We start from the raw sequence: 24578 nt of genomic DNA, 5'->3' as shown, positions 1-24578 counted from the left end.
CAGGAGTGGAATCAACATGCTGCTGAAAAAGGCAAAGATTTTTCTGGAAATGATTAAGATTGAACATACGCTATTTGCATTACCATTCGCGTTTATGGGAGCTATTCTGGGATCTGTCGTTGTATCGCAACATCTCCCCAGCTGGGGTCAAATAGGCTGGATACTAATGGCTATGGTTGGAGCAAGAAGTGCAGCTATGGGTTTGAACCGTGTTATCGACAAGGTATTTGACGGAAGAAATCCGCGAACCATAGCAAGAGCGATACCTGCTGGATTAATTTCTTCTAAAGAAGCCATCATATTCATTGTGATTTCCTTCACATTACTTTTTTGGGCAACAGCCAATCTAAGTTCGTTATCGATGAAATTGCTGCCGATTGCAGTTTTTTTTCTTGTTTTCTACTCCTATACGAAACGGTTTACGTGGGCATGTCACATCATTTTAGGACTGACCATTGCACTTGCCCCTCTCGGAGGCTGGGTAGCAGTAACTAACGATATTTCTATAGCGGCTCTTGTATTTTATGTTTCCATTGCATTCTGGGTGGCTGGCTTTGATATCATCTATTCCTGTCAGGATTATGAAATTGACAAAAAAGAAGGGCTGCATTCGATACCTGCCCATTTTGGAATCGCCAATGCGCTCCATATTGCTCGCTGGTTCCATGTTATTACGGCCATTGGACTTTTAACCTTGTTTTATTTAACGGACTTAAGCTGGCTTTACTTAATCGGAATTATTTTTGCAAACGGGCTGTTGTTCTATGAGCACAAAATTGTGAACCCACAAAATCTGAGCAAATTGAATATCGCATTTTTTAATTTGAACTCTGTTTTGAGTATTGCCGTATTTGTGTTTACTTTCATCGACTTGGTGGTGCTTCGTAAATGAGCAAACCATGGGTGATCGGAATAACCGGGGCGAGTGGAGCCGTATACGGTGTTCGCTTAAGCCGGTACTTGCTCTCTGTGGGGATTCCTATTCATTTGCTTATTACGGATGCCGGTTGGCGGGTGCTAAAGGAAGAGCTCGGTTGGGATGTGACGAAACGCAAGGATACTCTAGAAGCCCAATTCGGAAGCTATGGCCCAGGAACCTATCAGTATCATTCAATCCAGGATATAGGTGCAAGTACAGCGAGCGGTTCATTCCGTACTCATGGCATGGTTATCATCCCTTGTTCAATGGGAACTTTATCTGGAATTGCAAACGGTGCTTCCGATAACCTTCTCGAACGAACGGCTGATGTCATGCTGAAGGAAGGCAGACCGCTCATCCTTGTGCCGCGAGAGACACCTCTGCACGCCATTCATTTAGAAAATATGTTGAAGCTTTCCCGGATAGGAGTGCGTATTATTCCTGCTATGCCCGCCTTTTATCAAGGGCCGCAAACCTTGGACGATATGGTTGATTTTATGGTAGGCAAGGTATTGGATAGTATGAATGTGGAACACGAATTGTACAAAAGATGGGGTATGTCGGATGAGCAGTACGAGCAAACCCGTTCGCATCGGGCGGATTGATTTTACAAACGTATGGCCATTGTTTTATAACTTTCCGTTGGAGAGCTTCCAAGGAGAGGTTGAGTTTATAACACAGGTGCCTACACAATTAAATGAAGCGATGGCCAAAGGGGAAATCGATATCGGACCGATATCTTCGTTTTCCTACGGGGAGCATACAGATGATTATGTGCTGCTGCCTAATATGTCAGTCAGTGCTCATAAATGTGTGCAATCCATCCTGCTGTTTCACCGCAAGCCGCTGGAAGAGCTATCAGGTGCTTCCATTGCATTGCCAACAACTTCAGCAACCTCAGTAAATCTGCTTAAAATTATTTTGCGCCGCTTTTATGAGGTGGAGCCTGAATATCATTATGCAGCCCCGGTTCTGAAAGACATGCTGAAGTCTGCGGATGCGGCATTGCTAATTGGAGATCATGCTATTCGCGAGAGCTGGATAGATAACGGCTTAATGGTTACGGATCTGGCAGAAGAATGGAATCGCTTGACTGGCCATTGGATGTCATTTGCAGTGTGCGCGATCCGTAAACAGCTGGCTGAGGAAAGGCCTGAGCTGGTAAGCCGGATTTATAGTGCATTTATGGAAAGCAAACGGAAATCGTTATCGGACTTATCATCCATGATTCGGGATGCTCAAGAGTTGTTGGGAGGCACAGCTTCTTATTGGGAACGGTACTTCTCTTCATTGATTTATGAGTTCGGTCCCGAGCAGCAGGCTGGCTTGAAGCTATATTACCGCTATGCGTGGGAATTGGGCTTCCTCAAGCAAGAAGCACCCATACAATTATGGAACGATAAAACGGTGACACAGGTGACGGAATGAAGCTTATTGATTTATACGCAAAATTGAAAAAAGATATTTCCTACATAGAAAAAGAACTCGAGCGCTGCATCGATAATGACAATGCGCTGCTGCGCGACGCTTCGCTTCATCTGCTAAAAGCAGGCGGAAAGAGAATTCGCCCTGTATATGTGTTGCTAGGCGCCAAATTCGGTACCTATGATCTGGAACGCATTAAGCATGTAGCCGTACCGTTGGAACTTATTCATATGGCCTCATTAGTACATGATGATGTTATTGATGATGCCACAACAAGGCGCGGACAGCTTACGGTTAAGTCCAAATGGGATAACCGGATTGCCATGTACACGGGTGACTACATATTTGCCACGGCCCTTAGTGTGGTGACTCAATTGCCAAACCCGGTCATTCATCAGATTATGTCAAAGGCGATAGTGGAGATGAGCATTGGAGAGATGGAGCAGATTCGATTTTTCTTCAATGCGGAGCAAACGATCCGTGATTACTTACTAAGAATCAAACGCAAAACGGCTTTGCTCATTGCAATCAGCTGTCAGCTTGGGGCCATTGCATCTGGTGCAAGTGATGATATCTCCAAATGCTTATATAAATACGGATATAATGTGGGGATGGCGTTTCAAGTCCGTGATGATATACTGGACTTATGTGGAACGGAGAAGGAATTGGGGAAACCACCTGGAAGCGATATTCGTCAAGGAAATATATCGATTCCGGTCATTTTCGCTCTTCAGGATATGGAGCTCAAGTCTGGCTTGTTAAAAGAGATCCAGCGAATTCAACAATATGATGGACAAACAGACATCAGTGAATTCCTGCGCATAATCCGCAACAGTAGCGGAATTAAAAGGGCGGAGGATTTGGCTTCTCGTTATATAGATAAAGCGATCGCAGCATTACAGCCTTTACCTAATATTCAAGCCAAGAAAGATTTTGTTGGAATCGCGCACTTTATAGGTAACAGATCTTACTAAAAGCTATAACTAAATTAGTATAAGAATAGGGGGAAAAGAAGATGGAACTCACTTTTTTAATGGTCAAGCCTGATGGGGTGCAGCGCGGCTTAATCGGAGATATTGTGAAACGGTTTGAGCAAAAAGGATTTCAACTGGTTGGAGCGAAGCTGGTCCAAATATCGAGGAAGCAAGCGGAGCTGCATTACCAAGAGCATTTGGGGAAAGATTTTTTTGAAAGACTGGTTACGTTTATCACTTCTGGCCCAGTATTTGCGATGGTGTGGCAGGGCGATGGGGTGATTGCGCTTTCTCGTGCGATGATAGGAAAGACAAGTGCCTTGGAGGCAGCGCCTGGAACTATTCGAGGGGATTACGCAGTTCACACTAACCTGAATTTGATACACGGATCGGATTCTCCAGAAAGCGCACAAAGAGAAATAGCCAATTTCTTCAGTGCACAGGAACTGATCAGCTACAACAAAGCGATACAATCGTGGATTTAAGGCGGGGATGGCAGAATGGAAGATCAGGATTTTTTATTATTTATTAAAAAGGTTAAAGATTATACATCCATTGATCTTTCACAATATAAAGAAGCTCAAATGAAGAGGCGACTCACGACTTTACGGATGAAAAAGGGGTATAACACGTTCGTATCTTTTTTCGACGCGATGACGAAGGACAAGGACCTGTTTTATGAGTTTTTGGATAGAATGACGATTAATGTATCTGAGTTTTGGCGCAATCCTAATAGGTGGCAAGTATTGGAGAAAACCTTTTTTCCAGAAATGCTGCGCAAAAACAAAAGGCTGAAATGCTGGAGTGCTGCCTGTTCCACAGGGGAGGAGCCTTATACTCTCGCAATGATTTTAGCCGAGCTAAATGTTCTGAATGACGCCCACTTGTTAGCAACAGACATAGATGATGGAGCACTGGCTAAAGCCAAAAACGGCATTTACTCGGATCGCTCTGTCCGGGACGTACCTTCAAACTACTTAAAAAAATATTATAAACAGGAAAATTTGACCTTTCTTATTTCCGATGAATTGAAGAAAGGCATTCGTTTTCAAAAGCAAAATTTACTGACGGATACATTTGATACTCAATTCGACCTGATAGTATGCAGGAATGTCATGATCTATTTTACAGAAGAGGCTAAACATCTGCTTTATCAAAAATTTGCAAATGCTCTAAAGCCTGGCGGGATTTTGTTTGTAGGCAGTACAGAGCAAATTTTCTCACCGGGACAGTACCAGTTGGAAACGGCTGAGACGTTCTTCTATCGTAAAAAAGAGTAGGTCTCACAGGTATGATTATTTCCATTGTTCCCCATACTAGTATCATTCGAAGCAGTAGGGCAGCTTATGATCGGGAGGGACTTTAGATGGACAAAAGGAAAGTGATCATGGCTTACAGAAGAGGTTTTATTACGATACAGGAATGTGCACAGATTTTAGGTGTGGATTCGTTACAGATCATGGGTTTGGTCGATGATCCAGAGCCGGAACCGAATAATAAGTCTCGAACAGCCAAGAAGCATTCGGTAAATGGATAAACGGTAATTGAAACTTAAAGCAATTCATAGAGATGCATGTCTGCAGCTTCCCTGGCTGTCAGGATGCTTCTTTTTTTTGTTAATAAAAATATGCTGACCTGGGTATTACCATTGAGCAGGTGGACCTCATCCAAGGAAATGCAGGTGTTAACTCTTGATTCTTAACATAATAAGCGGTTAATTGTTGGGCATTTTCTTGTCAAACGGTGATACCTATACTATAATTAGCACATGAATTGAGTACATAAAAGCGTTAAAGTGCGTAAAGTATTTTCGGACAACGCAAATGGAATGTGCTTGCAGCAGTCAGCTGCGTTTTTGGGGATAGGATGAAAGGGGACAAACACGTGAGATATTTAACGGCAGGGGAAACACATGGTCCACAGCTTACCGGGATCATTGAAGGGTTTCCGAGCAATGTAACCATTGATTTTGAGGAAATTAACTTTCAATTAGGGCGCCGTCAAAAAGGCTACGGTCGTGGACGTCGTATGCAAATTGAGAAGGATACCGCCAACATCGTAGGTGGCGTCAGACACGGCAAAACAACAGGCGCGCCGATTGCTTTGGTTGTTGAGAACAATGACTGGAAGCATTGGACTTCTGTAATGAATATTGAGCCTATCGAGGGCAATGACGAAACAAAGCGGAGAGTTAACCGTCCACGTCCGGGTCATGCGGATTTGAATGGCGGCTTGAAGTATAACCAGAAGGATTTACGCAATATCCTGGAACGCTCCAGCGCGAGAGAAACTACTATGCGTGTAGCAACAGGTGCGGTAGCGCGTCAATTATTAGCAGCTTTTGGTATAAAAGTTGCAGGACAAGTAATCCGTATAGGTGAGGTGGAAGTAGAAAGACAAGAACTTCCGATTGATGAGCTGATCAGCATTACCGAGGAATCAGAGGTACGGGTGGTTGACAAGAATGCAGAAGTCAAAATGATCGCTGCAATCGATGCTGCTAAAGAAGAAGGCGACACTCTGGGTGGTATCGTGGAGTGTATTATTGAAGGTGTTCCAACTGGACTAGGCAGCCACGTACAATGGGATCGCAAATTGGATGGTCGTATTGCACAAGCTGTGTTGTCGATTCAAGCGTTTAAAGGCTGCGAAATCGGTATTGGATTTGAAGCTGCGAAGCTTAGAGGCTCTAAAGTGCATGATGAGATCATGTATGAAGAAGGCCGCGGTTTTTATCGTGCATCCAACCGTGCAGGCGGGTTTGAGGGCGGCATGACCACTGGTGAGCCGATTGTTGTGCGCGGCGTTATGAAGCCGATCTCAACGCTTTACAAAGCGCTGCAAAGCGTTGACATAGATTCGAAAGAAGCGTTTACTGCACAGGTTGAACGTTCAGATACTTGTGCTGTGCCTGCAGCAGGCGTAATCCTGGAGAATATTGTAGCATGGGAAGTAGCTAACGCATTTCTCGAGAAGTTTGGCGGAGATTCATTGGAAGAGATTCGGAGTAACTATAACAGCTATTTGGAACAAATTAAAAATTATTAATTCGGACGGTAGGGGGTGCTGATACGGATGAAAGAACTAACAGTTGACTTAGGTGAGCGTTCGTACCCAATTTACATAGGGGAAGGCATCTTGCAGCAAATCGGCGAACTTTTCGCCAAGCATGGAATTGGGAAAGGTTCGCCTCTCCTCATCGTAACGGATTCGCATGTTGCTGAGCATCATCTAGGCGATGTTGTAAGCAGATTGCAGGAAGCAGGCTATACGACCACTTCTTACACGGTTTCTGCGGGAGAGCAGTCCAAATCGCTTAGTGTATTGGAGGATGTAGTGTCAGCTGCGCTCCAAGCAGGACTTGACCGTAAATCGACAGTCGTTGCATTAGGCGGAGGAGTAGTAGGCGATCTTGCAGGCTTTGTGGCAGCCAGCTACATGAGGGGCATCCGCTTCGTACAAATTCCAACTACAATCTTGGCGCATGACAGCAGTGTTGGCGGTAAGGTAGCAGTGAATCATCCTCTTGCCAAAAACATTATCGGCGCATTTCACCAACCGGAGTTGGTGTTATACGATACGGCGACACTTCAGACTTTGCCTGACCGTGAAGTTCGGGCCGGCTTATCTGAGATGATCAAGCATGGCTTGATCTGGGATGCGGAGTTTACGGCTTGGTTGGAGGAAAATGCCGACAAGCTTGTATCCCTGGATCAGACCGCTTTGCAGTATGGGCTGTATTTTGGATGCAAGGTAAAATCAATTGTGGTTTCCCAAGATGAAAAAGAGAATGATCTTCGGGCTATTCTTAATCTGGGCCACACAATTGGACATGCTTTGGAAGCGGTAGGCGGGTATAACAAGCTTCTTCATGGCGAGGCCATTTCCATTGGAATGGTAGGGGCGGCTAAACTGGCTATCCGACTTGGTCATCCTGAGCATATTTATACGGTAACCAAACGTATTCTGCAAGCTTTCGGTTTGCCAATAAGTGTTCCGGCACATTTGGATACGGATGCGATAATGAACGCTATGATGCACGATAAGAAGTTCAGTGAAGGCAATATGACATTCATTATTCCTACTGAAATTGGTAAAGTAGAAATTAACAAAAATGTATCCGCGGCATGGGTGAGAGAAGTCGTGGAGCAACTGAAACAGGAGGTCTAGTACATGTATGTTCGGGGAATTCGCGGTGCAACAACCGTAGAGCATAATGATGAGAAAGAGATTTTAACTGCAACGACCGAATTGCTTAATCATATCATTGCAGAAAACAGCATTATTCCTGAAGAAATTGCCAGTGTGTTTGTTACGGTTACGACAGACTTAACGGCAACTTTTCCAGCGCGTTCCATTCGTGCTATGGCTGGTTGGGAACTGGTTCCATTGATGTGTTCGTTGGAAGTGCCGGTTGCTGGCAGCCTGCCTTTGTGCATCCGTTTGATGGTGATGACTAACACAGAGAAAAAGCAGGATGAAATTGTGCATGTTTACTTGAAAGAAGCAATGCGTTTACGTCCGGATTTATCGAAATTGACAAAACCATAAACGCAATAGTATAGTTATAGTAGTGAGTTGCAAGATCAGTTGAGTAGAGTAGAGTGAGCAAGACAGTTGAGCAGAGATGAGCCGAGTGTAACACCAATTCCCGTGCATGCCCACAGTTGGGTTGTTCCAGCACTTTTATTTTTTATTGCTTTTTTTGGGCAATGGGAGCTGCGGTACGGTGATGATCATCTGCGAAACCACCTCTACTTTGACGTAGAGGTTTTTTTATTTTGTTTTGCCCCCACCCAAACCCTCCCCGCCGGGAGGGCCCCAAGGGCTCTGCCCTCTGGACACCCGCTCAGTTGGGGAGGGAGCTGCTTCTGTGCTTCGATGGGAGTATGGTGGTGGGAGCGCGTTAGTCGAGGCTGCTTCAGCTACGCGAAGCGAGCCACTCCACGCTTACATGTGTTGGGGAATGGCAAGATTCAGCCGAAGTATGGGTGAAAGTTCAAAGTTAAGCGTGTCCCGCAGGGACGAAAGCGTTCCTACAGGCGGGAGATCAGACGTAAAGCGTGTCCATAAGGACGAAAGCGATCCCTCATCTAACATAACTCAGGTGCACCAGNTCAGGTGCACCAGCGGGTGTCCAGAGGGCGGCGGCCCTCGGAGCCCTCCCGGCGGGGAGGGTTTGGGTGGGGGCAAAAGGATAGCGATCCCCCAACTAACATAACTCAGGTGCACCTGCGGGTGTCCAGAGGGCGGCAGCCCTCGGAGCCCTCCCGGCGGGGAGGGTTTGGGTGGGGGCCAGACGAGAGGAGAGAATGAACATGTACACACCGGAAGCTAAGGAAGTCATTAGGCTGTCAAAGCAGTACAATTTAATTCCCGTGGTACGGTCGATAATGGCTGATACTGAAACTCCGATCCGGGTATTTCAGCATTTTTATCAGGAGAAGCGGGCGTTTTTGTTAGAAAGCGTAGAGGGTGGACTTAAATGGGCTCGTTATTCTTTTATTGGTACAGACCCGTTCCTGATGATTACTGCCAAAGACGGTGTGACTACAATCGAGAGACAGGACGGAAAGACACAAACACAGCAAAAACCGATTGAAGTACTAAAAGGATGCTTACGTACTTATTCAAGCCCATCGTTGCCTGATTTGCCGAGATTTACTGGCGGCGCAGTAGGATTCTTCGGTTACGATCTACTTCAATATTATGAAAAGCTGCCGGCGCATCGAGTTGATGATTTACAGATGAATGATATTCAATTTATGTTTTGCGACCAGGTCATTGTTTTTGATCACTTCAAACAGCAGCTCAAAGTTATTGCTAATGTGCATGTACCTCAGCATGGAACAGACGCAGATATATTGGCGGCTTATGAAGCAACATGCACCAAAATCAATGATACGATAGAACGCTTGAAACGTCCGCTTCCTGGTCTTTCAATGTCCCAGCAGGCTATACCGGATGAGGTAGAGCTGGGCGAGATCCAATCCAATATGACGAAGGAACAGTACATCGGCAATGTGGAAAAAGCGAAGGAATATATTCGTGCAGGCGATATTTTTCAAGTTGTGCTGTCACAGCGCTTCGAGATTAAGACAGATGTTTCTCCACTTCATGTGTACCGTATTTTGCGAACTCTAAATCCATCACCCTACATGTACTGCTTAAAAATGGATGACGAGGTGATTGTAGGTACTTCTCCCGAGCTGCTGGTACGTGTGGAGGATGAGAAAGTGGACACACGGCCGATTGCCGGAACTAGACCTCGCGGGAAAACTCCTGAACAGGATGAGGCTTACGAGCGTGAGTTGTTGGCTGATGAGAAAGAGCGCGCAGAGCATTTAATGCTCGTTGATTTGGGTCGTAATGATATCGGCCGTGTTTCTGAATTCGGAACCGTGCATTGTGATACATTTATGCAGGTCGAACGATATTCCCACGTAATGCATATTGTCTCCAATGTGACAGGAAAGATCGCCAAAGACAAAGATTTCTTCGATGCTTTTATCTCTTGCTTGCCTGCGGGAACCGTATCCGGAGCACCCAAGCTGAGAGCGATGCAGATTATTGCTGAACTGGAAAATGAATTCCGTGGTGCGTACGGCGGTGCAATTGGTTACTTGGGCTTTTCCGGAAACATGGACACTTGCATTACGATCCGCACTATCATTTTCAAAAATGGAAAAGCCTATGTTCAGGCTGGTGCCGGGATAGTATGGGATTCCATTCCTGAGAATGAATACGAGGAAACAGTCAACAAAGCAAAGGGAATGCTTAAATCAATCCGCATTGCTGAGGCTGTGTTCGCTAAAAAATCGTATGCACATTCCGTTATCAATCACGATTATTACGAATAATTGAACTGCTATATAAGCTTTAACAGTCACTTCTGGCTTCAAGTATCCGTTTGAATGGTCAACAATGACTCTTTAAACAAACTCTTAAAGTATTGAAGGCTGCTTGGTATATGTATGTGATTAGTATATGTATGGGGGAGGCAGTTAGAAATGGACAATAAGCTAACGATACAGCAGGCGATTCAAAAAGTAATTTTAACCCAGCATTTAACTCGTGCTGAAGCTAATGAAGTGATGTCCGGTATTATGGATGGCTTGGCCACTCCTGCTCAGATCGGAGGGTTTCTAACCGTTCTGAGAATGAAGGGCGAAACAATCGAGGAAATTACCGGCTTCGCCGAAGCTATGCGCGCCAAAGCGAATCGGGTACAAACAGAGCAGTCTGATCTGTTAGATACATGCGGTACAGGTGGAGATGGGGCAGACACGTTCAATATTTCCACAACAGCAGCAATTGTGGCAGCTGCAGGGGGAATACGTGTGGCCAAGCATGGCAACCGTGCGATGTCGAGTAAAAGCGGCAGTGCTGATGTACTGGAGGCTTTGGGTGTTAATATTACACTAGACAATCAGCAGGCAGCACAATGTTTGGAGCAAGTGGGAATCTGCTTTATGTTTGCGCAGTTGTATCATCAATCGATGAAGCATGCAGCTGCCCCCCGTCGAGAGCTTGGTATCCGCACAGTATTTAACCTGTTGGGTCCATTGACCAATCCTGCAGGCGCTGATCGCCAAGTGCTTGGGATTTTCGACCGCGGCAAGACGGAAACAATTGCTCATGTTATGCAAGCGTTGAATGTGAAAAGATCGCTTGTTGTGGCGAGCTATGATGGATTAGATGAAATCAGTATTTCCGATGCGACACAGGTAACAGAGCTAAAGAACGGTGATATTACCACGTATGACGTAACTCCTGATTTACTTGGTTTACGTTCTTATGATATGAAGGAAGTGGTCGGGGGCGGCCCTGCTGTTAATGCAGAAATCATTCGTAATATTTTTCGCGGCGAGTCAGGGGCATGCCGTGATATTGTTCTTGCGAACGCCGGAGCCTGCTTCTATGTAACAGGTAAATGCGCCACTCTTCAGGAGGGTGTTAAATATGCGGCTCATGTAATTGATTCAGGGCAAGCCGCTGCCAAGCTGCAACAACTAGTCCAATGTACGGGAGAAATCAACCATGTTTCTAGATAAAATAGTAGCTACCAAGCAGCAAGAGGTTGCGGCATTGAAAAGCAGGATCAGCTTGTCGGAAATGGAACAAGGTATTGCTTCCTTGCCTGCCTGCCTGGGATTTGAGAAGGCTTTATTGTCCAAGGGACGCAATCGTTCTATGGGACTCATTGCCGAGGTGAAGAAGGCATCGCCGTCCAAAGGCTTGATTCGTGCCGATTTTGACCCCGTAAGCTTGGCTCAAGCTTATGAAGCTGCAGGAACGGACTGTATTTCTGTGCTGACCGATGTGGATTATTTTCAGGGCTCTAATGATTATTTGAGTCTGGTTAGGCGCTCGGTGGGAGTCCCGATTCTGCGCAAGGACTTCACGATTGATCTGCATCAAATTTATGAAGCACGTTTAATTGGGGCTGATGCGATTCTGCTGATCGCTGCTATTTTGACCACTTCACAGATGAAGGAATTTTCAGCGACAGCCAAAAGGATTGGATTAGATGTGCTGATCGAGGTTCATGATAAAGAAGAGCTTGATCGAGTATTGGAATTAGACGCTCCTACATTAATTGGAATCAACAACCGCAATTTAAAAACCTTCGTTACTGATTTAAAAACGACCGAAGAGCTTATTGCACATATGCCTAAAGGAGTTACGGTTGTTAGCGAAAGCGGGATATCTCAGCCTTCGGAGATTGCATACTTACAATCTATTGGAGCTGAAGCTGTTCTAATCGGCGAGCATTTCATGCGCCAGCCTGTTGTAGAGCAAGCTGTACATGATCTGATGGGGCTTCCGGTAGTAAAGGAGCTGTGAGTGGGGCATGAGCACTGTGAAAATATGTGGGCTCCAGCAGCCGGATATGGTGAAGGCTATTCTGCATTTACCTATTGATTATATCGGCTTTCTATTTGCCAAAAGCAAACGTCAGGTTACGGCTCAGCAGGCAGGAGAGATGATTAAGGTAGTTTCTGACCAGCGTTTGTCCGGAGAGCAGGTTCCGCTAACCGTTGGAGTATTTGTCAATCCCGATTCAGAAGAGCTTGCGAGTATAATGGCGGAAGCGCCGCTTGATGTGATTCAGCTGCATGGGCAAGAAAGTCCCGAATACTGCAGTAAGGTGAAGAATTCTTTTCCTGGTGTGCAGGTGTGGAAAGTCGTATCGGTAACTCAAGCGCAGCTGCAGCCGATGGATAAAAAACCTGCATCAGAATCTACTCTGAGCGATGATTCAGTTGGACATGGAAATGCAGACGCTGCTGTTGCGGCTTTGCTGAATCCTTACAAGGATACTGTTGACGGAATATTGCTAGATACATTCGATCCCGTATATGGTGGCGGTTCCGGTAAGACGTTTGCTTGGGACTCCATCCCTCCCTATCAGGCGTGGTGCAGGGATGCAGGTATTCCTCTTCTTGTAGCTGGAGGCCTGCAAGCGGATAATGTAACCTCGCTGATAGATGGGTTTTCCCCGGATGGGGTCGATGTGTCCAGTGGCGTGGAAACAGACGGAATGAAAGATGTGAATAAGATAATCAGCTTTGTAGAAAGGGTGAAGCATCGTGTATAACGTACCTGATGAACAAGGGCGGTTTGGGAAGTTTGGCGGACGCTATGTTCCAGAAACCTTAATGAGTGCTCTGATTGAATTGGAAGCTGCATATAAAAAGTACGTCAAAGAAGATAAATTTCAACAAGAGCTGAACTATTTGCTTCACCGTTATTCTGGTAGACCTACCTCATTGTTTTATGCAGAGCGTTTAACGGCACATTTAGGTGGAGCCAAAGTTTATTTAAAGCGGGAAGATTTAAACCATACGGGCGCACACAAAATTAACAATGCTCTGGGGCAAGGCTTGCTAGCTAAATCGATGGGTAAAAAGAAGCTGATAGCCGAGACTGGTGCGGGCCAGCATGGTGTGGCAACAGCAACTGTAGCCGCGCTGCTTGGTTACGAGTGCAAGGTATTCATGGGTGAGGAAGATATGAAGCGCCAGCAGCTTAATGTATTCCGCATGAATCTGCTTGGAACGGAAGTAGTTCCTGTCGTTTCGGGAACGAAAACGCTAAAGGATGCTTGCAACGAAACCTTGCGTTACTGGGTTAGTAACGTCGAGGACACGTTCTATATTCTTGGTTCTGCTACAGGGCCGCATCCATATCCGATGATGGTGCGTGATTTCCAACGTATTATCGGTGATGAATCCCGCAGACAAATACTTGAGCAGGAAGGCAAGCTGCCGGATGCTGTTATTGCCGCAGTCGGTGGAGGAAGCAACGCTATTGGGATCTTCTATCCATTCGTAAGTGATGAAGGGGTGCGTCTGATTGGTGCGGAAGCCGCCGGCAGAGGGATCGACACGAATGAGCATGCTGCTACAATGACTAAAGGCAGTCATGGTGTATTCCAAGGCTCTATGAGCTACCTGCTGCAGGATACTTACGGACAAGTGCAAGAGGCGCATTCTATATCGGCTGGTCTTGATTATCCCGGTATTGGACCTGAGCATGCTTATTTAAAGGATTCCAACCGTGCGGAATATTTCCCGATTACGGATAAGGAGGCACTGGAGGCTTTGCAGCTTCTAAGCCGAACAGAAGGCATTATTCCTGCATTGGAAAGCGCTCATGCAATTGCTCAGGTGATGAAGGTAGCTCCGACCATGGCCAAGGATGAAATCATTGTTGTCAGCTTATCTGGACGTGGAGATAAAGACGTGGAAGCGATTATGAAATACTTGGGAGGTACGCCGAATGAATCGCATTGATAAGGCATTTGCCGAACTTAAAGGTCAGAACAAGCCGGCATTTATTCCTTTTCTGACGATTGGCGATCCGGATTTACGGACCTCCATCGATATTATTAAGCAGCTGGAGCAGTCCGGAGCTACCATGGTCGAGCTAGGAGTTCCTTACTCTGATCCGCTGGCCGATGGACCTGTCATTCAGCGCTCCTCTGGACGCGCATTGAAGAATAACCAAATCTCAATCAGGGATTGTATTGAAGCTGCACGCCAAGCCAGAAGCGAGGGCTGCGAGCTTCCTTTCATTCTTTTTACTTACTACAATCCAGTGCTCCAGCTCGGGCTCGATACAATCTTTGGCTTGCTGCAGGAGAGCGATATTAGCGGAATGATCATTCCTGATCTGCCTATGGAAGAAGACGCGGAAATGCGTACACTAGCTGAGCAGAATGGGATTCATTTGATTCCTCTTGTGGCCCCAACGTCGAACGAGCGTATTAAACGAATTGTGTCCCGTGCATCCGGGTTTGTATATTGCGTGTCGTCACTCGGGGTAACAGGTACGAGAACACAATTCCACAGCGGTATTGATGAATTTCTCGATACGGTTAAGCAGTCTACAACATTACCGATTGCAGTAGGCTTCGGAATTTCTACTAATGAGCAGTTTGCCAGGTTTGCAAAAGTATGCGACGGCATAGTTGTAGGAAGCGCTCTTGTACGTCAGGTTGAAGATGTGCTTACTTTATTTGAGAAAGAGGCAACACGGCCACAAGCACTTTCAAAAATCGATGAGTTCGTACGCAATCTTATTCAATAAATTCATAACTAAACAACCCCCTTATTAAACAATTCGTTGCTTAGTGGAGGGGGCTGTTTCTAATATTTCAGAAAAAAGCTTTGATTTTTTGAATTATTGTACCCATAACACGGGTTCTTGCTTCGCAACCGGTCATTCGTGAAACTTTGCCATAATCAGGAGAATTGAGAATACCATTGATCGAAAAGCGCTCATAAAGTAATTTCCATTCGTTATTGATTCGAATAATTCTATAAGGCAGATCACCAGGGATAGTTCCTGATTTTGTCGATATTCTTATTGTATATTCCTCTGTTTCGGAGTTAATAGTTGTTGTATTAATTATAGTATAAGCAGTTATTGGATCTGTAGGTAAATAAGAGTCGCGAAACATTTGGATTCTTTCTCTGTTACTTTCGATACAAGGGTCAACAGATACGAAAACCATTTGATTGAAATCTCCAGCTATAGCCGATTGGAAAAACAGATCAACTACCTGACTTGCCGTATAATTATAACTTGCCTGTTTAGTGACTGAATTCATTGTGAGCACTGCCGTCAGCTTAATAATTACGGAGATGGCGAGTATAAGGAAGATTTTTGACCGGATTAATTTCTTAAGTACCATAATTGCACAGCAGTTTCCTTTCAGTTGAAGTTTATTCGAGTTATTTTCATCCTAAAGGATATCATAGGAAGCCAATCATTAATACCATTAAATGGTATAGTTGGTTTAATTGCGTGACCGTTGCTAATAAAAATAATGAAACAGACTGGTAACTATGATTTAGATAAGTTAAAATAGTGTTTACGCCTTACATAAATTTGTGGCATTTTTTATAAAGTAACCGATAACATGGATGTTCCAACTATTTGAATGGGGTGACCTGCGTGCAGCCAAAGAAAAATATTGTCCACCTGCCGGTGTATAAGCCAGGCAAACCGATGGAAGAAGTAAAGCGTGAGCTTGGACTAACTGAAGTCATTAAATTAGCATCGAATGAAAATCCATTCGGCTGTTCTCCTAAAGCCAAAGAAGCGATTATTGCTCATGTTGATCAATCCAGCATTTATCCAGACGGCGGTGCCGTAGAATTAACAGCGGCGGTTGCTGAATATTTCAAGGTTCAAACCAATCAAGTTATTTTTGGAGCGGGCTCGGATGAAATCATCTTGATGCTGGCTCGGGCTTACCTTGAACCTGGCGATGAAACCATAATGGCAACCACAACCTTCCCGCAATATAAGCACAATGCCGAAGTTGAAGGTGCAATTTGTATTGAAGTGCCTTTAAAGGATGGAACCCATGACCTTGAAGCGATGCTCGATGCAATTACAGAGAAAACCAAAATTCTCTGGCTGTGCAATCCTAATAATCCGACAGGCACGATGAATACGGATCAGGAAGTCGCTGATTTTCTGAAAAAGGTGCCTGCGCATGTTTTAGTTGTGTTGGATGAGGCGTATGCCGAGTATAATGTGAGTGGAAATTACCCCGACAGTATTGGCTTGGTGAATCAATATAAAAATGTCATTATTCTTCGGACTTTCTCAAAAATTTACGGTTTGGCCTCATTACGAATCGGTTATGGAATAGCACATGCGGATGTGATTCGCTCTGTAAATCAAGTGCGGGAGCCGTTTAACACGACTGGATTTGCTCAGAAAGCAGCGCTTGCCGCATTAAAGGACGAGCAGTTTATTACAGATTGCCGCGAGGCTAATGCAAAAGGGATTGTATACTTATCCGCACAGTTCGATCGCTTGAAACTGAGCTATTATCCAGCCCATGGCAACTTCATGATGGTCAATGTTGAACGGCCTGGTGGACAAGTATTTGATTCCTTGCTTCGCAAAGGTTTAATTGTGCGCCACGATCCTTCATGGAAGCTGCCGACGATGATCAGAGTTACGGTTGGGAGCCAAGAACAGAATGAGAAGTTCATCGGTGCACTTGAGCTTGCGCTGAATGAAGTAACGGTAGAAGCATAGTTCGATAAGTCCGTTGTTTTTTACGGATTATTACACGATAGAAGGAACCTATTCATGACAAAAATCGCTATTTTCGGCGTTGGTTTGATAGGTGGTTCTCTGGCGCTCTGCTTTAAGGGAAAGCCGGGGATAACCGTCGTCGGCCACTCCAATAATCCGCAATCCGTGGACAGATATTTAAAACGCCAGGTTGTCGATCAAGCCACTACCTCGATGGAGGAAGCGGCGGCCGATGCAGATTTTATTTTTTTGTGTGGCCCTGTAGGCATATTAGATGAGTATTTAATTAAACTGTCCAAAATGGATTTAAAACCTGGGTGCATCATATCGGATGTGGGCAGTACGAAAGCCTCTGTGGCAGCCAGTGCAGCCAAGCTGGAGCTTGACAATGTGTATTTTATCGGTGGGCACCCGATGGCAGGCAAAGAAAAATCAGGTGTGGAAGCAGCAACCTCCCACCTGTTTGAAAATGCATTCTACGTACTTACACCGAGTACAGCCGTGCCGGAAGAAAGCTACCGACGTTTAGCGGAGCTGCTTGAATGGACACGAGCGATTCTAATTAAAGTCGATGCAGTTTTGCATGATGAAGTGGTGGGGGCTATTAGCCATCTACCGCATATTATTGCTGTTGCTCTTGTTAATCAAATCGCCGCCTATAACGAAAACAATCATTTGTATCAAGATTTGGCTGCCGGCGGATTCAGGGATATAACCCGTATTGCTTCTGGCGATCCTATCATGTGGCGTGATATTCTAATCAACAATAAGGATGTTATGCTTAAACTGCTTGCCGATTGGAATCAGGAGGTCGCTCAATTCATTAAGCTGCTGCAGGATGAGGATGGAAGCGGGATTGAAGCGCAGTTTCAGAAGGCGGGTGAATTCCGCAGCAGCTTGCCGGAGCGTCGTAAAGGGGTATTAACCTCGGTATTCGAAATTTATGTGGATGTTCCGGATCACCCGGGGATTATCGGACAGATTACAATGCTCCTCGGTAACCAAAGGATTAATTTGAGCAATATTCATATTATCGAAAGCCGGGAAGATACACCTGGAGTTTTAAGATTATCGTTCCGGGATGAGTGTCATATGGACAGAGCATTAGAGCTATTAAAGCAGGAGAATTACACGGTTCACGTGTAATTCTTTTGTTTTTTTAATAAAAATAAAGCGTTTTCAAAAAAACCATTGACATTTTGAAAACGTATACATATAATAAAAGTACAGTATGGTTTCTCTCCACTCCTATCCGAATCATGTGCACTCTGTGCAGCCACCTTAATATAAGGTGGTTTTTTTTTGTTTGCATTTTACCTCGGCTGTTCGAGTCATTTACTGCCAGGGAGGCCATATATCTTCCAAGATGCGTTTTCGAATAAAAGTTCTCTTATTCCTTCTAGTCTCGTACACTAATTGTAGTAGGAATATACACCTTTTTTTGGAAATTACTCTGAAAGATGTCGATTAGGCAGGAATTATGCCGTTTTTACCGAATGATATTATCTATGGAATAAATATTATTAAAATATTTTAAAAATAAGCGCAACTTTTTTACTCCCATCCGGTAAAACTTGTTAGAATCACTGGGAGTAAGCTAGGAATCACAAGGAGGGTCGTAGTAAATGACCGATTCCCAGTTGATCAGAGAGATCAAAGATGGTAACGTCCAATTATATGATGATTTGATGCGTCGCTATGAACGTAAAATATTGGCTTTTATTTATCACATGTTAAAGAGCGCAAAGATGGAGTCTCATGCTGAGGATTTATGTAATGAGACGTTCTATAAAGCTTACCGCAGCTTGCACTCCTTTCGTGAAGTAGAAGCGACTTTTTCAACATGGTTGTATACAATTGCCAGAAATACGGTTTTGAGCGAATTGCGTAAAAATAAAAGCAACAATGTATCTTTGGATCAAAGCGGTCATGAGCCTCATGCGGGATTGGATGCTATGCCTGAGATGAGTGCGCTGCGCAATGAGAAAGTTTCGATGGTTCGCGATGCAATAAATAATCTTCCTGAAAAGCAACGGTCTGCCCTCATCCTGCGTGAATATGACCAGCTGGACTACCAGGAAATTGCGAATATCCTTGGGCAAACCGTGAGTTCGGTTAAATCCTTATTGTTCAGGGCGAGAGCTAGCGTAAAGCTCCAGTTGGAACCATACTTTCTTGATCCGATTTTTGAGGAGTATGAAGGGATGAATCGATGATGAAATGTGATGATATACAGGAATTATTCGGCGTCTACTGGGACCTGCCAGAGCATGATTTAAAGAGACAACGAGTTGATGAGCATATTAAGCATTGCGACAGCTGTCAGGCTGAATTCGAAATTTGGCTGGAAAGCACGGAATTAATCAAATCAGCCGCGTCAGCAGATGAATATTCGGATCAATCAACGCCGATATCGCGAAGTGTAATGAACCGGATTTATGAGGACGAAGGATGGAGAGTTCCCGTTGCAGATCGTTTATATGCTATCTCATTTAAACTTCGCAGAAACATTACAGCTGCGATAGCATTCTGCCTTGCCTTGTTTATCTTTTCATTTATTTACTCCATTACTCACCAGCCAACAGCTGGGGAAGTTGCAGCGAATACGAATTCATCCGTTTTTGGAAGGATTGGAGATCCGGTTGTAATTGCCTCCAGTAAAACGGAATCAATGAATGTGCATACGATGCCATCCGCAGTAGCCAGTCTCAAGGGCTTCAATGAGCCGTTTATGTATCAGGTTGGACCGATTCATACTTATCAGGATTACATGCTGTTCTTGTCTTTACTTGGGTTGACATCTACATTGCTTGTATTAAATTGGTTGTCCAGGACAAGGTCATAGCAAGGAAGCCTCCTAATCAGGAGGCTTTTTATCTCAAGGTCGGGAAGCGAGCGCAGACTTCATGATTACTATAGGATTAATACGGCATGGTACAACAGAATGGAATTTGGTTGGCCGAATGCAGGGGCAAATGGACACGGATTTAGCAGAGGTTGGACGGCTGCAAGCCGAGCGGCTGGGTGAACGATTAAAATCGGAGACATGGGACGGAATTATGTCCAGTGATTTAATTCGAGCTAAACAAACGGCGCAAACTATTTCAGACAAGACAGGTACTCCTATATGGGGATTGGATTCCAGATTAAGAGAACGACATTTCGGTCAATTGGAAGGTACGACGCTGGATGACAGGCTAAATCGCTGGGGTGAAGGCTGGAGAGAGCTTGATCTTGGTATGGAAAGCGATGAAGATTTACTCGCAAGGTGGTTCTCCTTTTTGCAAGATCTTGAAGCGGAGCATCGAGGCAAGAAAGTGCTGATTGTTAGTCATGGCGGTTACATTGCCCCTGTACTAGAACATTTAATGGGGAAACCGGTTGAATCGCATTTAAGTAATACCTCCTTGACTGTGATTAAGCGCGATATATCCATGTGGAATTGTTTGTTGTTAAATTGTACGGCTCATTTGAACGATCTGTAATTGTATAAGTTAAGGAAAAGCCCAGAGGGGCTTTTTTTGCGATTCAGGGTAAGCGAAGCTTTCTCTTTTTTAGAAAAGTTTTGCGAACTGTGTTTAAATTCAGCACAACTTCCAATAATGGTACTAAGCGTGTACGGGAGGTATAGTGCCATGAATTTAGCGGATATGTTGAGCTATGCGGATATTCACGACTTGGGCCGAATTGCCACAACGTACAATTGTGAATGCAACGGCCACTCCAAAAATGAGCTGATCCAATCAATCCTATCTACAGTAACTCGCAGAGAGGTGTTTGAGCGGCAGGTCATTGAACTATCAATAGAAGACATTCGTTTTTTGAACTCTCTTATATTTGATAAAAGAGGTTCATTCAGTCTGGAAGAGCTTATCGCTCGTGTTCAACAAAGCCGGTTCGTTAAAGAAGAGGATGATGGCTGGAATCCGAGAGATATGATTACCCGTTTCAAACAGCGGGGGTGGTTATTTAACGGATATTCGCGGGATACCCGATATTTGTTCCAGGTGCCTGCCGATTTAAAGAAAAGGTTTGGTGATGCTTTAGGCAAGCAGCTGCAGCAACAGCTTGATTTATCGGATGAACCCAGCGTATATCGGGACGAGCAAAAGCTGATTATTGAAGACATCTATCACTTTCTTCACTTTGTTGGGCAGCAGGAGACGGTATTGACGGCAGAAAACTTCATGTATAAGCGATATTTGCAGCAGGTTCTGGACCGACTCTCCGTAAAAGAAGAGCTGGTTGGCAAGACAGCGTGGCGTTTTGGCTATGGACGTATGTTTAAGGAATATCCAAACCGCTTTTCGTTTATTTATGATTACTGTTACTTTCAAGAGCTCATTACAGAGCATAATCAAGTTCTGGCATTGAGTGAGAAGGGAAGAGACAGGATTGCCAATTCACATAAGGAAGATCTGCTTCAAGTGTACCGCTTCTGGTTAAGGTTGTATAAAGGAGCCATTCCGAATCTTCAGTCTCTAGCTCAATGGGTGGAAAAGCTCACGAAAACATGGGCTACGGTCGAATCTGTCAAAGCAGCGCTGGTCCCATTGATCCGTCCCTTTTATTACGATAACCCTGATTCCATTATTGAACAGCGGATATTGCAAATGATGATGCATTTGGGGTTAATCCGCATTGGACAGCATGAGGATAAAGGTACCGTCGTGCAGTTAACTAAAATAGGCGGACGTATTATTCAGGGGATCTATGTACCAGAGGAAGATCTTATTGTATTGCCATTTGACAATCGTTAATAGGATTGCTAAAATCACTCCACCAACTAATGAAATAGGAGTGAGAACCTAATGCTGCACAGCTATAACGGAGTAATGCCGCAAATACATCCCACTGTTTTTATTGCGCCAGGTGTTCAAATCATCGGAGATGTAATTATTGAAGAGGAAGCGAGTATATGGTATAACACAGTACTTCGCGGCGACTTGGCTCCAATTCGTATTGGGCGAAGAAGTAATATCCAGGATGGCTGTATCGGACATGTAAATTTGGATCAACCTCTTATTGTAGGGGAGGAAGTATCGGTTGGACATGGTGCTATAATCCATGGATGCCGTATAGGTAAAGGCACATTAATCGGTATGGGGGCTATTGTACTTAACGGAGCAGATATTGGTGAATATGCTTTAGTAGGGGCAGGGTCTCTCGTTACGGAGAATAAGCAGCTTCCTTCCCATACTCTTTCACTGGGTTCTCCTGCAAAGGTTATACGCGAATTGATTGAAGCCGACTTGCAACGAATGCAGCGTACTATGGAAAGCTATTGTGTAAAAGGCAGCGAATACCGGCATCAAGTGAACCCTGGCAATAAACTATTTTGAGCACGACCCAGCTGGAGGTAGATTCTATGGGCAAAATGAATGTTTCCAATGATATGATGCTGAGCTTGTTTGCCGAAATGGTGCTTGATGAATCTATACGCAAACATAAGGAGCAGTATTTGTACAAAGAGATTGATTTGGCTTTGGCCAAGGGAGATGAAGTCACTTTTCTAGCCCTCACCACAGAACTGAAATCGCTCTACGCTCATGGAAAATAACTGGATGCTCTTGGGCCTTAGGTTGTGACATTTTAATGAAAGGCATATGAAGCTGGTTCATATGTCTTTTTTTATGTGTTAAAGTGTTTGTAGCAAACTACTAAGAATATGCTTATGAAGGAAGTTTCGCTACAGCGGAACTATAAGGAGGATAAAATGAAGTTTAGTGATGTTTCCCAAAATAGTTGGGAGGAACTGCGTCCTTACGTGGATACATGTTTATTGCCAGTTACCGGGTTAACTGGGGCGGAGCAGCCTTGGGAGGCTGTACAGGCGCTTGAAGAGCTAAGGGACGCTTTGGATTGCTTTGAAATACCTTACAAGGGAAGGGTTTTAACTTATCCTGCCTATCATTTTGTATTAGGTGAAGAAACGGGAACTATGCTAAGGCTTGTGTGTAAAAATTTAAGGGAAAATGGATTTAAATATATTGTGATCATTAGCGCAAAATCGGAATTTGAACCGTTATTTATGAATGCGCAAGCTGATCTGTTCTTTACCCTCCCAAAAGAGAAGCTAAATGATTCACAGCATAGTGTTAAGGAACAAATCTCTAATAAGCTTCAGCAATTATGGTCAAATAAGATTGACAGTTGATACAGAATGTGTGTCTAAGAGCTGATAAAGGGATAGTTTGTGATGTGTGTATGTTCAGTGGCATATTTGCTAATTCTATGTACAGGACAAACTAATTAATCCGAAGAGGCATATGTGACAATTTCGTTAAAAGTTACGGTTGGGACAAGCTTTGAAGCCTTTAAAGAGAAGGCTATATTCTTGACGCACCCTAACTCGTAAGCTATTATTAGTAATGTCCTAGTATGTGTTGTAAAGTTATGTCGAACGACGTGATATATGTTGCAAAAGGGGGTAGAACGAGAATGAGTGAGCACAATAATCATGATGCGCAGCATCAAGGGGAAAAGCCTGTTAAACGTCGCGAGATGTCCCGCAGACAGTTTCTTTCTTATACCCTAGGGGGAGCAGGAGCATTCATGGGCGCTGGAATGATTGTTCCTATGCTTCGCTTTGCTATTGATCCGGTCCTTCAACCGAAATCGCAAGCGGCTTGGGTAAAAGTGGTCGAGGCTTCGAAGGTTACGGAAGTACCGACTTCTTTCAAATTTAAAGTGCATCAAGTAGACGGCTGGTATGAGAGTGATCCTGAACTGGAAGCTTGGATTTCCAAGGATAAGGCAGGCAATTTATTCGCCTTGAATCCAACCTGTAAGCATCTTGGATGTACAGTAAACTGGAATTCAAATCCGGAGTACAAAGACCAGTACTATTGTCCTTGTCATGGTGCACATTATACGGCAGACGGAAAAAACCTTGCTGTAGCGCCATTGCCTTTGGATCAGTACGACCTTAAAGTAGAAAACGGATTTGTGTACGTAGGACAGCTTGGTCCGAACAAGAGGGTATAAGGAGGCGTAAAATCTGATGTTTAAAAACATGTATAACTGGATTGATGAACGTCTAGATATCACGCCAATGTGGAGAGATGTGGCCGATCACGAGGTTCCTGAACACGTGAATCCTGCCCACCATTTTTCCGCTTTTGTTTATTGTTTCGGCGGATTGACGTTTTTTATTACGGTTATTCAAATTCTCTCCGGTATGTTTTTGACAATGTACTACGTTCCGGACATTATCAATGCTTATGCAAGTGTTGACTACCTTCAGCATAAGGTGGCGTTTGGCGTCATCGTGCGCGGTATGCATCACTGGGGAGCGAGTTTGGTTATCGTTATGATGTTCTTACATACACTGCGCGTGTTCTTTACGGGTTCTTACAAGGCACCTCGTGAAATGAACTGGGTTGTTGGTGTTTTGATTTTCTTTGTTATGTTGGGACTAGGCTTCACAGGTTACCTGCTTCCTTGGGATAACAAAGCTTATTTCGCAACGCAAGTTGGTATCAAAATTGCCGCTTCGGTTCCTTATGCGGGTGATTACATTAAGACTTTCCTTCAAGGTGGAGAAGTTGTAGGTGCTCAGACCCTTACAAGATTCTTTGCATTGCACGTGTTCTTTTTGCCAGGCGCATTGCTTGCCCTGTTGGCAGGACACTTCTTTATGATTCGTAAACAAGGGATTTCTGGACCGCTATAAAAGAAAGCAAGGAGGTGCA

Annotated in this window: 28 protein-coding genes; 27 read left to right on the top strand and 1 reads right to left on the bottom strand. The window is 44.4% G+C overall.

The annotated features are described in order from the left end of the window. Positions 1-19: 19 nt before the first annotated feature. From ACFQ0C_RS29260 to trpA, 16 genes are all read left to right on the top strand, one after another. A complete protein-coding gene (locus ACFQ0C_RS29260; RefSeq protein ID WP_379372127.1) occupies positions 20-892 on the top strand; it encodes a UbiA-like polyprenyltransferase in 873 nt (290 codons plus the stop codon). Continuing rightward, entirely contained in the window at positions 889-1524 is a 636-nt protein-coding gene (locus ACFQ0C_RS29255) for a UbiX family flavin prenyltransferase (protein WP_379371991.1), read from the top strand. The genes ACFQ0C_RS29260 and ACFQ0C_RS29255 overlap by 4 nt, the downstream gene beginning before the upstream one ends. Beyond that, entirely contained in the window at positions 1484-2347 is an 864-nt protein-coding gene (locus ACFQ0C_RS29250) for a menaquinone biosynthesis protein (RefSeq protein ID WP_379371989.1), read from the top strand. Before ACFQ0C_RS29255 ends, ACFQ0C_RS29250 begins: the two co-directional genes overlap by 41 nt. Further along, on the top strand, positions 2344-3318 hold the full coding sequence (locus ACFQ0C_RS29245) for a polyprenyl synthetase family protein (RefSeq protein ID WP_379371987.1): 975 nt from the start codon (positions 2344-2346) through the stop codon (positions 3316-3318). The genes ACFQ0C_RS29250 and ACFQ0C_RS29245 overlap by 4 nt, the downstream gene beginning before the upstream one ends. Positions 3319-3359: 41 nt before the next feature. Next, positions 3360-3803 (top strand): nucleoside-diphosphate kinase, encoded by a 444-nt coding sequence (gene ndk, locus ACFQ0C_RS29240; RefSeq protein ID WP_258216027.1) that lies wholly within the window; start codon positions 3360-3362, stop codon positions 3801-3803. 15 nt (positions 3804-3818) lie between these two features. Further along, positions 3819-4598, top strand: coding sequence for a CheR family methyltransferase (locus ACFQ0C_RS29235; RefSeq protein WP_258216028.1), 780 nt, complete (start codon positions 3819-3821; stop codon positions 4596-4598). Between the two features lie 86 nt (positions 4599-4684). Continuing rightward, positions 4685-4855: a hypothetical protein gene (locus ACFQ0C_RS29230; protein ID WP_258216029.1), complete on the top strand. Its 171-nt coding sequence runs from the start codon at positions 4685-4687 to the stop codon at positions 4853-4855. A gap of 347 nt (positions 4856-5202) precedes the next feature. Next, positions 5203-6366: a chorismate synthase gene (gene aroC / locus ACFQ0C_RS29225; protein ID WP_379371983.1), complete on the top strand. Its 1164-nt coding sequence runs from the start codon at positions 5203-5205 to the stop codon at positions 6364-6366. A 27-nt stretch (positions 6367-6393) separates the two neighbouring features. Beyond that, positions 6394-7488, top strand: coding sequence for a 3-dehydroquinate synthase (aroB, locus tag ACFQ0C_RS29220; protein WP_379371981.1), 1095 nt, complete (start codon positions 6394-6396; stop codon positions 7486-7488). A gap of 3 nt (positions 7489-7491) precedes the next feature. After that, a complete protein-coding gene (gene aroH, locus ACFQ0C_RS29215) occupies positions 7492-7869 on the top strand; it encodes a chorismate mutase (protein WP_258216032.1) in 378 nt (125 codons plus the stop codon). 767 nt (positions 7870-8636) lie between these two features. Next, positions 8637-10178, top strand: a complete 1542-nt coding sequence (gene trpE, locus ACFQ0C_RS29210; RefSeq protein WP_379372125.1) for an anthranilate synthase component I — start codon at positions 8637-8639, stop codon at positions 10176-10178. 150 nt (positions 10179-10328) lie between these two features. After that, positions 10329-11372 carry an anthranilate phosphoribosyltransferase gene (gene trpD / locus ACFQ0C_RS29205; protein ID WP_379371979.1) on the top strand — a complete coding sequence of 348 codons (1044 nt, stop codon included), beginning with the start codon at positions 10329-10331 and terminating at the stop codon, positions 11370-11372. After that, complete coding sequence (gene trpC / locus ACFQ0C_RS29200; protein ID WP_379371977.1) at positions 11359-12165, top strand: indole-3-glycerol phosphate synthase TrpC; 807 nt, start codon at positions 11359-11361, stop codon at positions 12163-12165. Before trpD ends, trpC begins: the two co-directional genes overlap by 14 nt. 7 nt (positions 12166-12172) lie before the next feature. After that, entirely contained in the window at positions 12173-12919 is a 747-nt protein-coding gene (locus ACFQ0C_RS29195) for a phosphoribosylanthranilate isomerase (RefSeq protein ID WP_379371975.1), read from the top strand. Next, positions 12912-14117, top strand: coding sequence for a tryptophan synthase subunit beta (trpB, locus tag ACFQ0C_RS29190; protein ID WP_379371973.1), 1206 nt, complete (start codon positions 12912-12914; stop codon positions 14115-14117). Before ACFQ0C_RS29195 ends, trpB begins: the two co-directional genes overlap by 8 nt. Further along, positions 14104-14913, top strand: a complete 810-nt coding sequence (gene trpA, locus ACFQ0C_RS29185) for a tryptophan synthase subunit alpha (protein WP_379371971.1) — start codon at positions 14104-14106, stop codon at positions 14911-14913. Before trpB ends, trpA begins: the two co-directional genes overlap by 14 nt. Before the next feature lie 67 nt (positions 14914-14980). Here trpA and ACFQ0C_RS29180 read toward each other — a convergent pair whose 3' ends face one another. Then, positions 14981-15436 (bottom strand): hypothetical protein, encoded by a 456-nt coding sequence (locus ACFQ0C_RS29180; RefSeq protein WP_379371969.1) that lies wholly within the window; start codon positions 15434-15436, stop codon positions 14981-14983. Positions 15437-15783: 347 nt separating this feature from the next. Between ACFQ0C_RS29180 and hisC the strand changes: the two genes are divergently transcribed. The 11 genes from hisC to qcrB all read left to right on the top strand — a co-directional run bounded on the left by hisC (position 15784) and on the right by qcrB (position 24559). Then, a complete protein-coding gene (gene hisC, locus ACFQ0C_RS29175; protein ID WP_379371967.1) occupies positions 15784-16884 on the top strand; it encodes a histidinol-phosphate transaminase in 1101 nt (366 codons plus the stop codon). A 54-nt stretch (positions 16885-16938) separates the two neighbouring features. Then, entirely contained in the window at positions 16939-18030 is a 1092-nt protein-coding gene (locus ACFQ0C_RS29170) for a prephenate dehydrogenase (RefSeq protein WP_379371965.1), read from the top strand. Between the two features lie 479 nt (positions 18031-18509). Beyond that, positions 18510-19100: an RNA polymerase sigma factor gene (locus ACFQ0C_RS29165; RefSeq protein ID WP_171655796.1), complete on the top strand. Its 591-nt coding sequence runs from the start codon at positions 18510-18512 to the stop codon at positions 19098-19100. After that, positions 19097-19729 (top strand): anti-sigma factor family protein, encoded by a 633-nt coding sequence (locus ACFQ0C_RS29160; protein ID WP_379371963.1) that lies wholly within the window; start codon positions 19097-19099, stop codon positions 19727-19729. The genes ACFQ0C_RS29165 and ACFQ0C_RS29160 overlap by 4 nt, the downstream gene beginning before the upstream one ends. A gap of 61 nt (positions 19730-19790) precedes the next feature. Then, the gene (locus ACFQ0C_RS29155; RefSeq protein WP_379371961.1) at positions 19791-20369 is read left to right on the top strand and encodes a histidine phosphatase family protein; all 579 of its coding nucleotides are present in this window, start codon (positions 19791-19793) and stop codon (positions 20367-20369) included. A gap of 150 nt (positions 20370-20519) precedes the next feature. Continuing rightward, positions 20520-21644, top strand: coding sequence for a hypothetical protein (locus ACFQ0C_RS29150; RefSeq protein WP_379371959.1), 1125 nt, complete (start codon positions 20520-20522; stop codon positions 21642-21644). Positions 21645-21695: 51 nt separating this feature from the next. Continuing rightward, positions 21696-22226 carry a gamma carbonic anhydrase family protein gene (locus ACFQ0C_RS29145; RefSeq protein ID WP_258216045.1) on the top strand — a complete coding sequence of 177 codons (531 nt, stop codon included), beginning with the start codon at positions 21696-21698 and terminating at the stop codon, positions 22224-22226. 26 nt (positions 22227-22252) lie between these two features. After that, positions 22253-22444 (top strand): IDEAL domain-containing protein, encoded by a 192-nt coding sequence (locus ACFQ0C_RS29140; protein WP_258216046.1) that lies wholly within the window; start codon positions 22253-22255, stop codon positions 22442-22444. Between the two features lie 156 nt (positions 22445-22600). Next, positions 22601-23041: a DUF2487 family protein gene (locus ACFQ0C_RS29135; RefSeq protein WP_379371957.1), complete on the top strand. Its 441-nt coding sequence runs from the start codon at positions 22601-22603 to the stop codon at positions 23039-23041. Positions 23042-23325: 284 nt separating this feature from the next. Then, complete coding sequence (locus ACFQ0C_RS29130; protein WP_308862251.1) at positions 23326-23871, top strand: QcrA and Rieske domain-containing protein; 546 nt, start codon at positions 23326-23328, stop codon at positions 23869-23871. Positions 23872-23887: 16 nt separating this feature from the next. Next, positions 23888-24559 carry a menaquinol-cytochrome c reductase cytochrome b subunit gene (gene qcrB, locus ACFQ0C_RS29125; RefSeq protein WP_171655789.1) on the top strand — a complete coding sequence of 224 codons (672 nt, stop codon included), beginning with the start codon at positions 23888-23890 and terminating at the stop codon, positions 24557-24559. The last annotated feature ends 19 nt before the right edge of the window (positions 24560-24578 follow it).

The organism is Paenibacillus sp. GCM10027630, assembly GCF_042676305.1.
Taxonomy (GTDB): Bacteria; Bacillota; Bacilli; order Paenibacillales; family NBRC-103111; genus Paenibacillus_S.
Note: the sequence above shows the minus strand (reverse complement) of the source record. Positions and strands in the feature narration are given on the sequence as shown.

What these genes read in the sequence shown, in the direction of transcription:
- ACFQ0C_RS29255 (WP_379371991.1), top strand. Translation starts at nt 889, where the DNA reads ATGAGCAAACCATGGGTGATCGGAATAACCGGGGCGAGTGGAGCCGTA.
- ACFQ0C_RS29150 (WP_379371959.1), top strand. Translation starts at nt 20,520, where the DNA reads ATGAATTTAGCGGATATGTTGAGCTATGCGGATATTCACGACTTGGGC.
- ACFQ0C_RS29180 (WP_379371969.1), bottom strand. Translation starts at nt 15,436, where the DNA reads ATGAATTCAGTCACTAAACAGGCAAGTTATAATTATACGGCAAGTCAG.
- ACFQ0C_RS29135 (WP_379371957.1), top strand. Translation starts at nt 22,601, where the DNA reads ATGAAGTTTAGTGATGTTTCCCAAAATAGTTGGGAGGAACTGCGTCCT.
- aroB (WP_379371981.1), top strand. Translation starts at nt 6,394, where the DNA reads ATGAAAGAACTAACAGTTGACTTAGGTGAGCGTTCGTACCCAATTTAC.
- trpC (WP_379371977.1), top strand. Translation starts at nt 11,359, where the DNA reads ATGTTTCTAGATAAAATAGTAGCTACCAAGCAGCAAGAGGTTGCGGCA.
- ACFQ0C_RS29145 (WP_258216045.1), top strand. Translation starts at nt 21,696, where the DNA reads ATGCTGCACAGCTATAACGGAGTAATGCCGCAAATACATCCCACTGTT.
- ACFQ0C_RS29130 (WP_308862251.1), top strand. Translation starts at nt 23,326, where the DNA reads ATGAGTGAGCACAATAATCATGATGCGCAGCATCAAGGGGAAAAGCCT.
- ACFQ0C_RS29235 (WP_258216028.1), top strand. Translation starts at nt 3,819, where the DNA reads ATGGAAGATCAGGATTTTTTATTATTTATTAAAAAGGTTAAAGATTAT.
- aroH (WP_258216032.1), top strand. Translation starts at nt 7,492, where the DNA reads ATGTATGTTCGGGGAATTCGCGGTGCAACAACCGTAGAGCATAATGAT.
- qcrB (WP_171655789.1), top strand. Translation starts at nt 23,888, where the DNA reads ATGTTTAAAAACATGTATAACTGGATTGATGAACGTCTAGATATCACG.
- ndk (WP_258216027.1), top strand. Translation starts at nt 3,360, where the DNA reads ATGGAACTCACTTTTTTAATGGTCAAGCCTGATGGGGTGCAGCGCGGC.
- ACFQ0C_RS29245 (WP_379371987.1), top strand. Translation starts at nt 2,344, where the DNA reads ATGAAGCTTATTGATTTATACGCAAAATTGAAAAAAGATATTTCCTAC.
- trpA (WP_379371971.1), top strand. Translation starts at nt 14,104, where the DNA reads ATGAATCGCATTGATAAGGCATTTGCCGAACTTAAAGGTCAGAACAAG.
- ACFQ0C_RS29165 (WP_171655796.1), top strand. Translation starts at nt 18,510, where the DNA reads ATGACCGATTCCCAGTTGATCAGAGAGATCAAAGATGGTAACGTCCAA.
- ACFQ0C_RS29195 (WP_379371975.1), top strand. Translation starts at nt 12,173, where the DNA reads ATGAGCACTGTGAAAATATGTGGGCTCCAGCAGCCGGATATGGTGAAG.
- ACFQ0C_RS29155 (WP_379371961.1), top strand. Translation starts at nt 19,791, where the DNA reads ATGATTACTATAGGATTAATACGGCATGGTACAACAGAATGGAATTTG.
- ACFQ0C_RS29230 (WP_258216029.1), top strand. Translation starts at nt 4,685, where the DNA reads ATGGACAAAAGGAAAGTGATCATGGCTTACAGAAGAGGTTTTATTACG.
- ACFQ0C_RS29250 (WP_379371989.1), top strand. Translation starts at nt 1,484, where the DNA reads ATGAGCAGTACGAGCAAACCCGTTCGCATCGGGCGGATTGATTTTACA.
- ACFQ0C_RS29170 (WP_379371965.1), top strand. Translation starts at nt 16,939, where the DNA reads ATGACAAAAATCGCTATTTTCGGCGTTGGTTTGATAGGTGGTTCTCTG.
- trpD (WP_379371979.1), top strand. Translation starts at nt 10,329, where the DNA reads ATGGACAATAAGCTAACGATACAGCAGGCGATTCAAAAAGTAATTTTA.
- ACFQ0C_RS29140 (WP_258216046.1), top strand. Translation starts at nt 22,253, where the DNA reads ATGGGCAAAATGAATGTTTCCAATGATATGATGCTGAGCTTGTTTGCC.
- ACFQ0C_RS29160 (WP_379371963.1), top strand. Translation starts at nt 19,097, where the DNA reads ATGATGAAATGTGATGATATACAGGAATTATTCGGCGTCTACTGGGAC.
- trpE (WP_379372125.1), top strand. Translation starts at nt 8,637, where the DNA reads ATGTACACACCGGAAGCTAAGGAAGTCATTAGGCTGTCAAAGCAGTAC.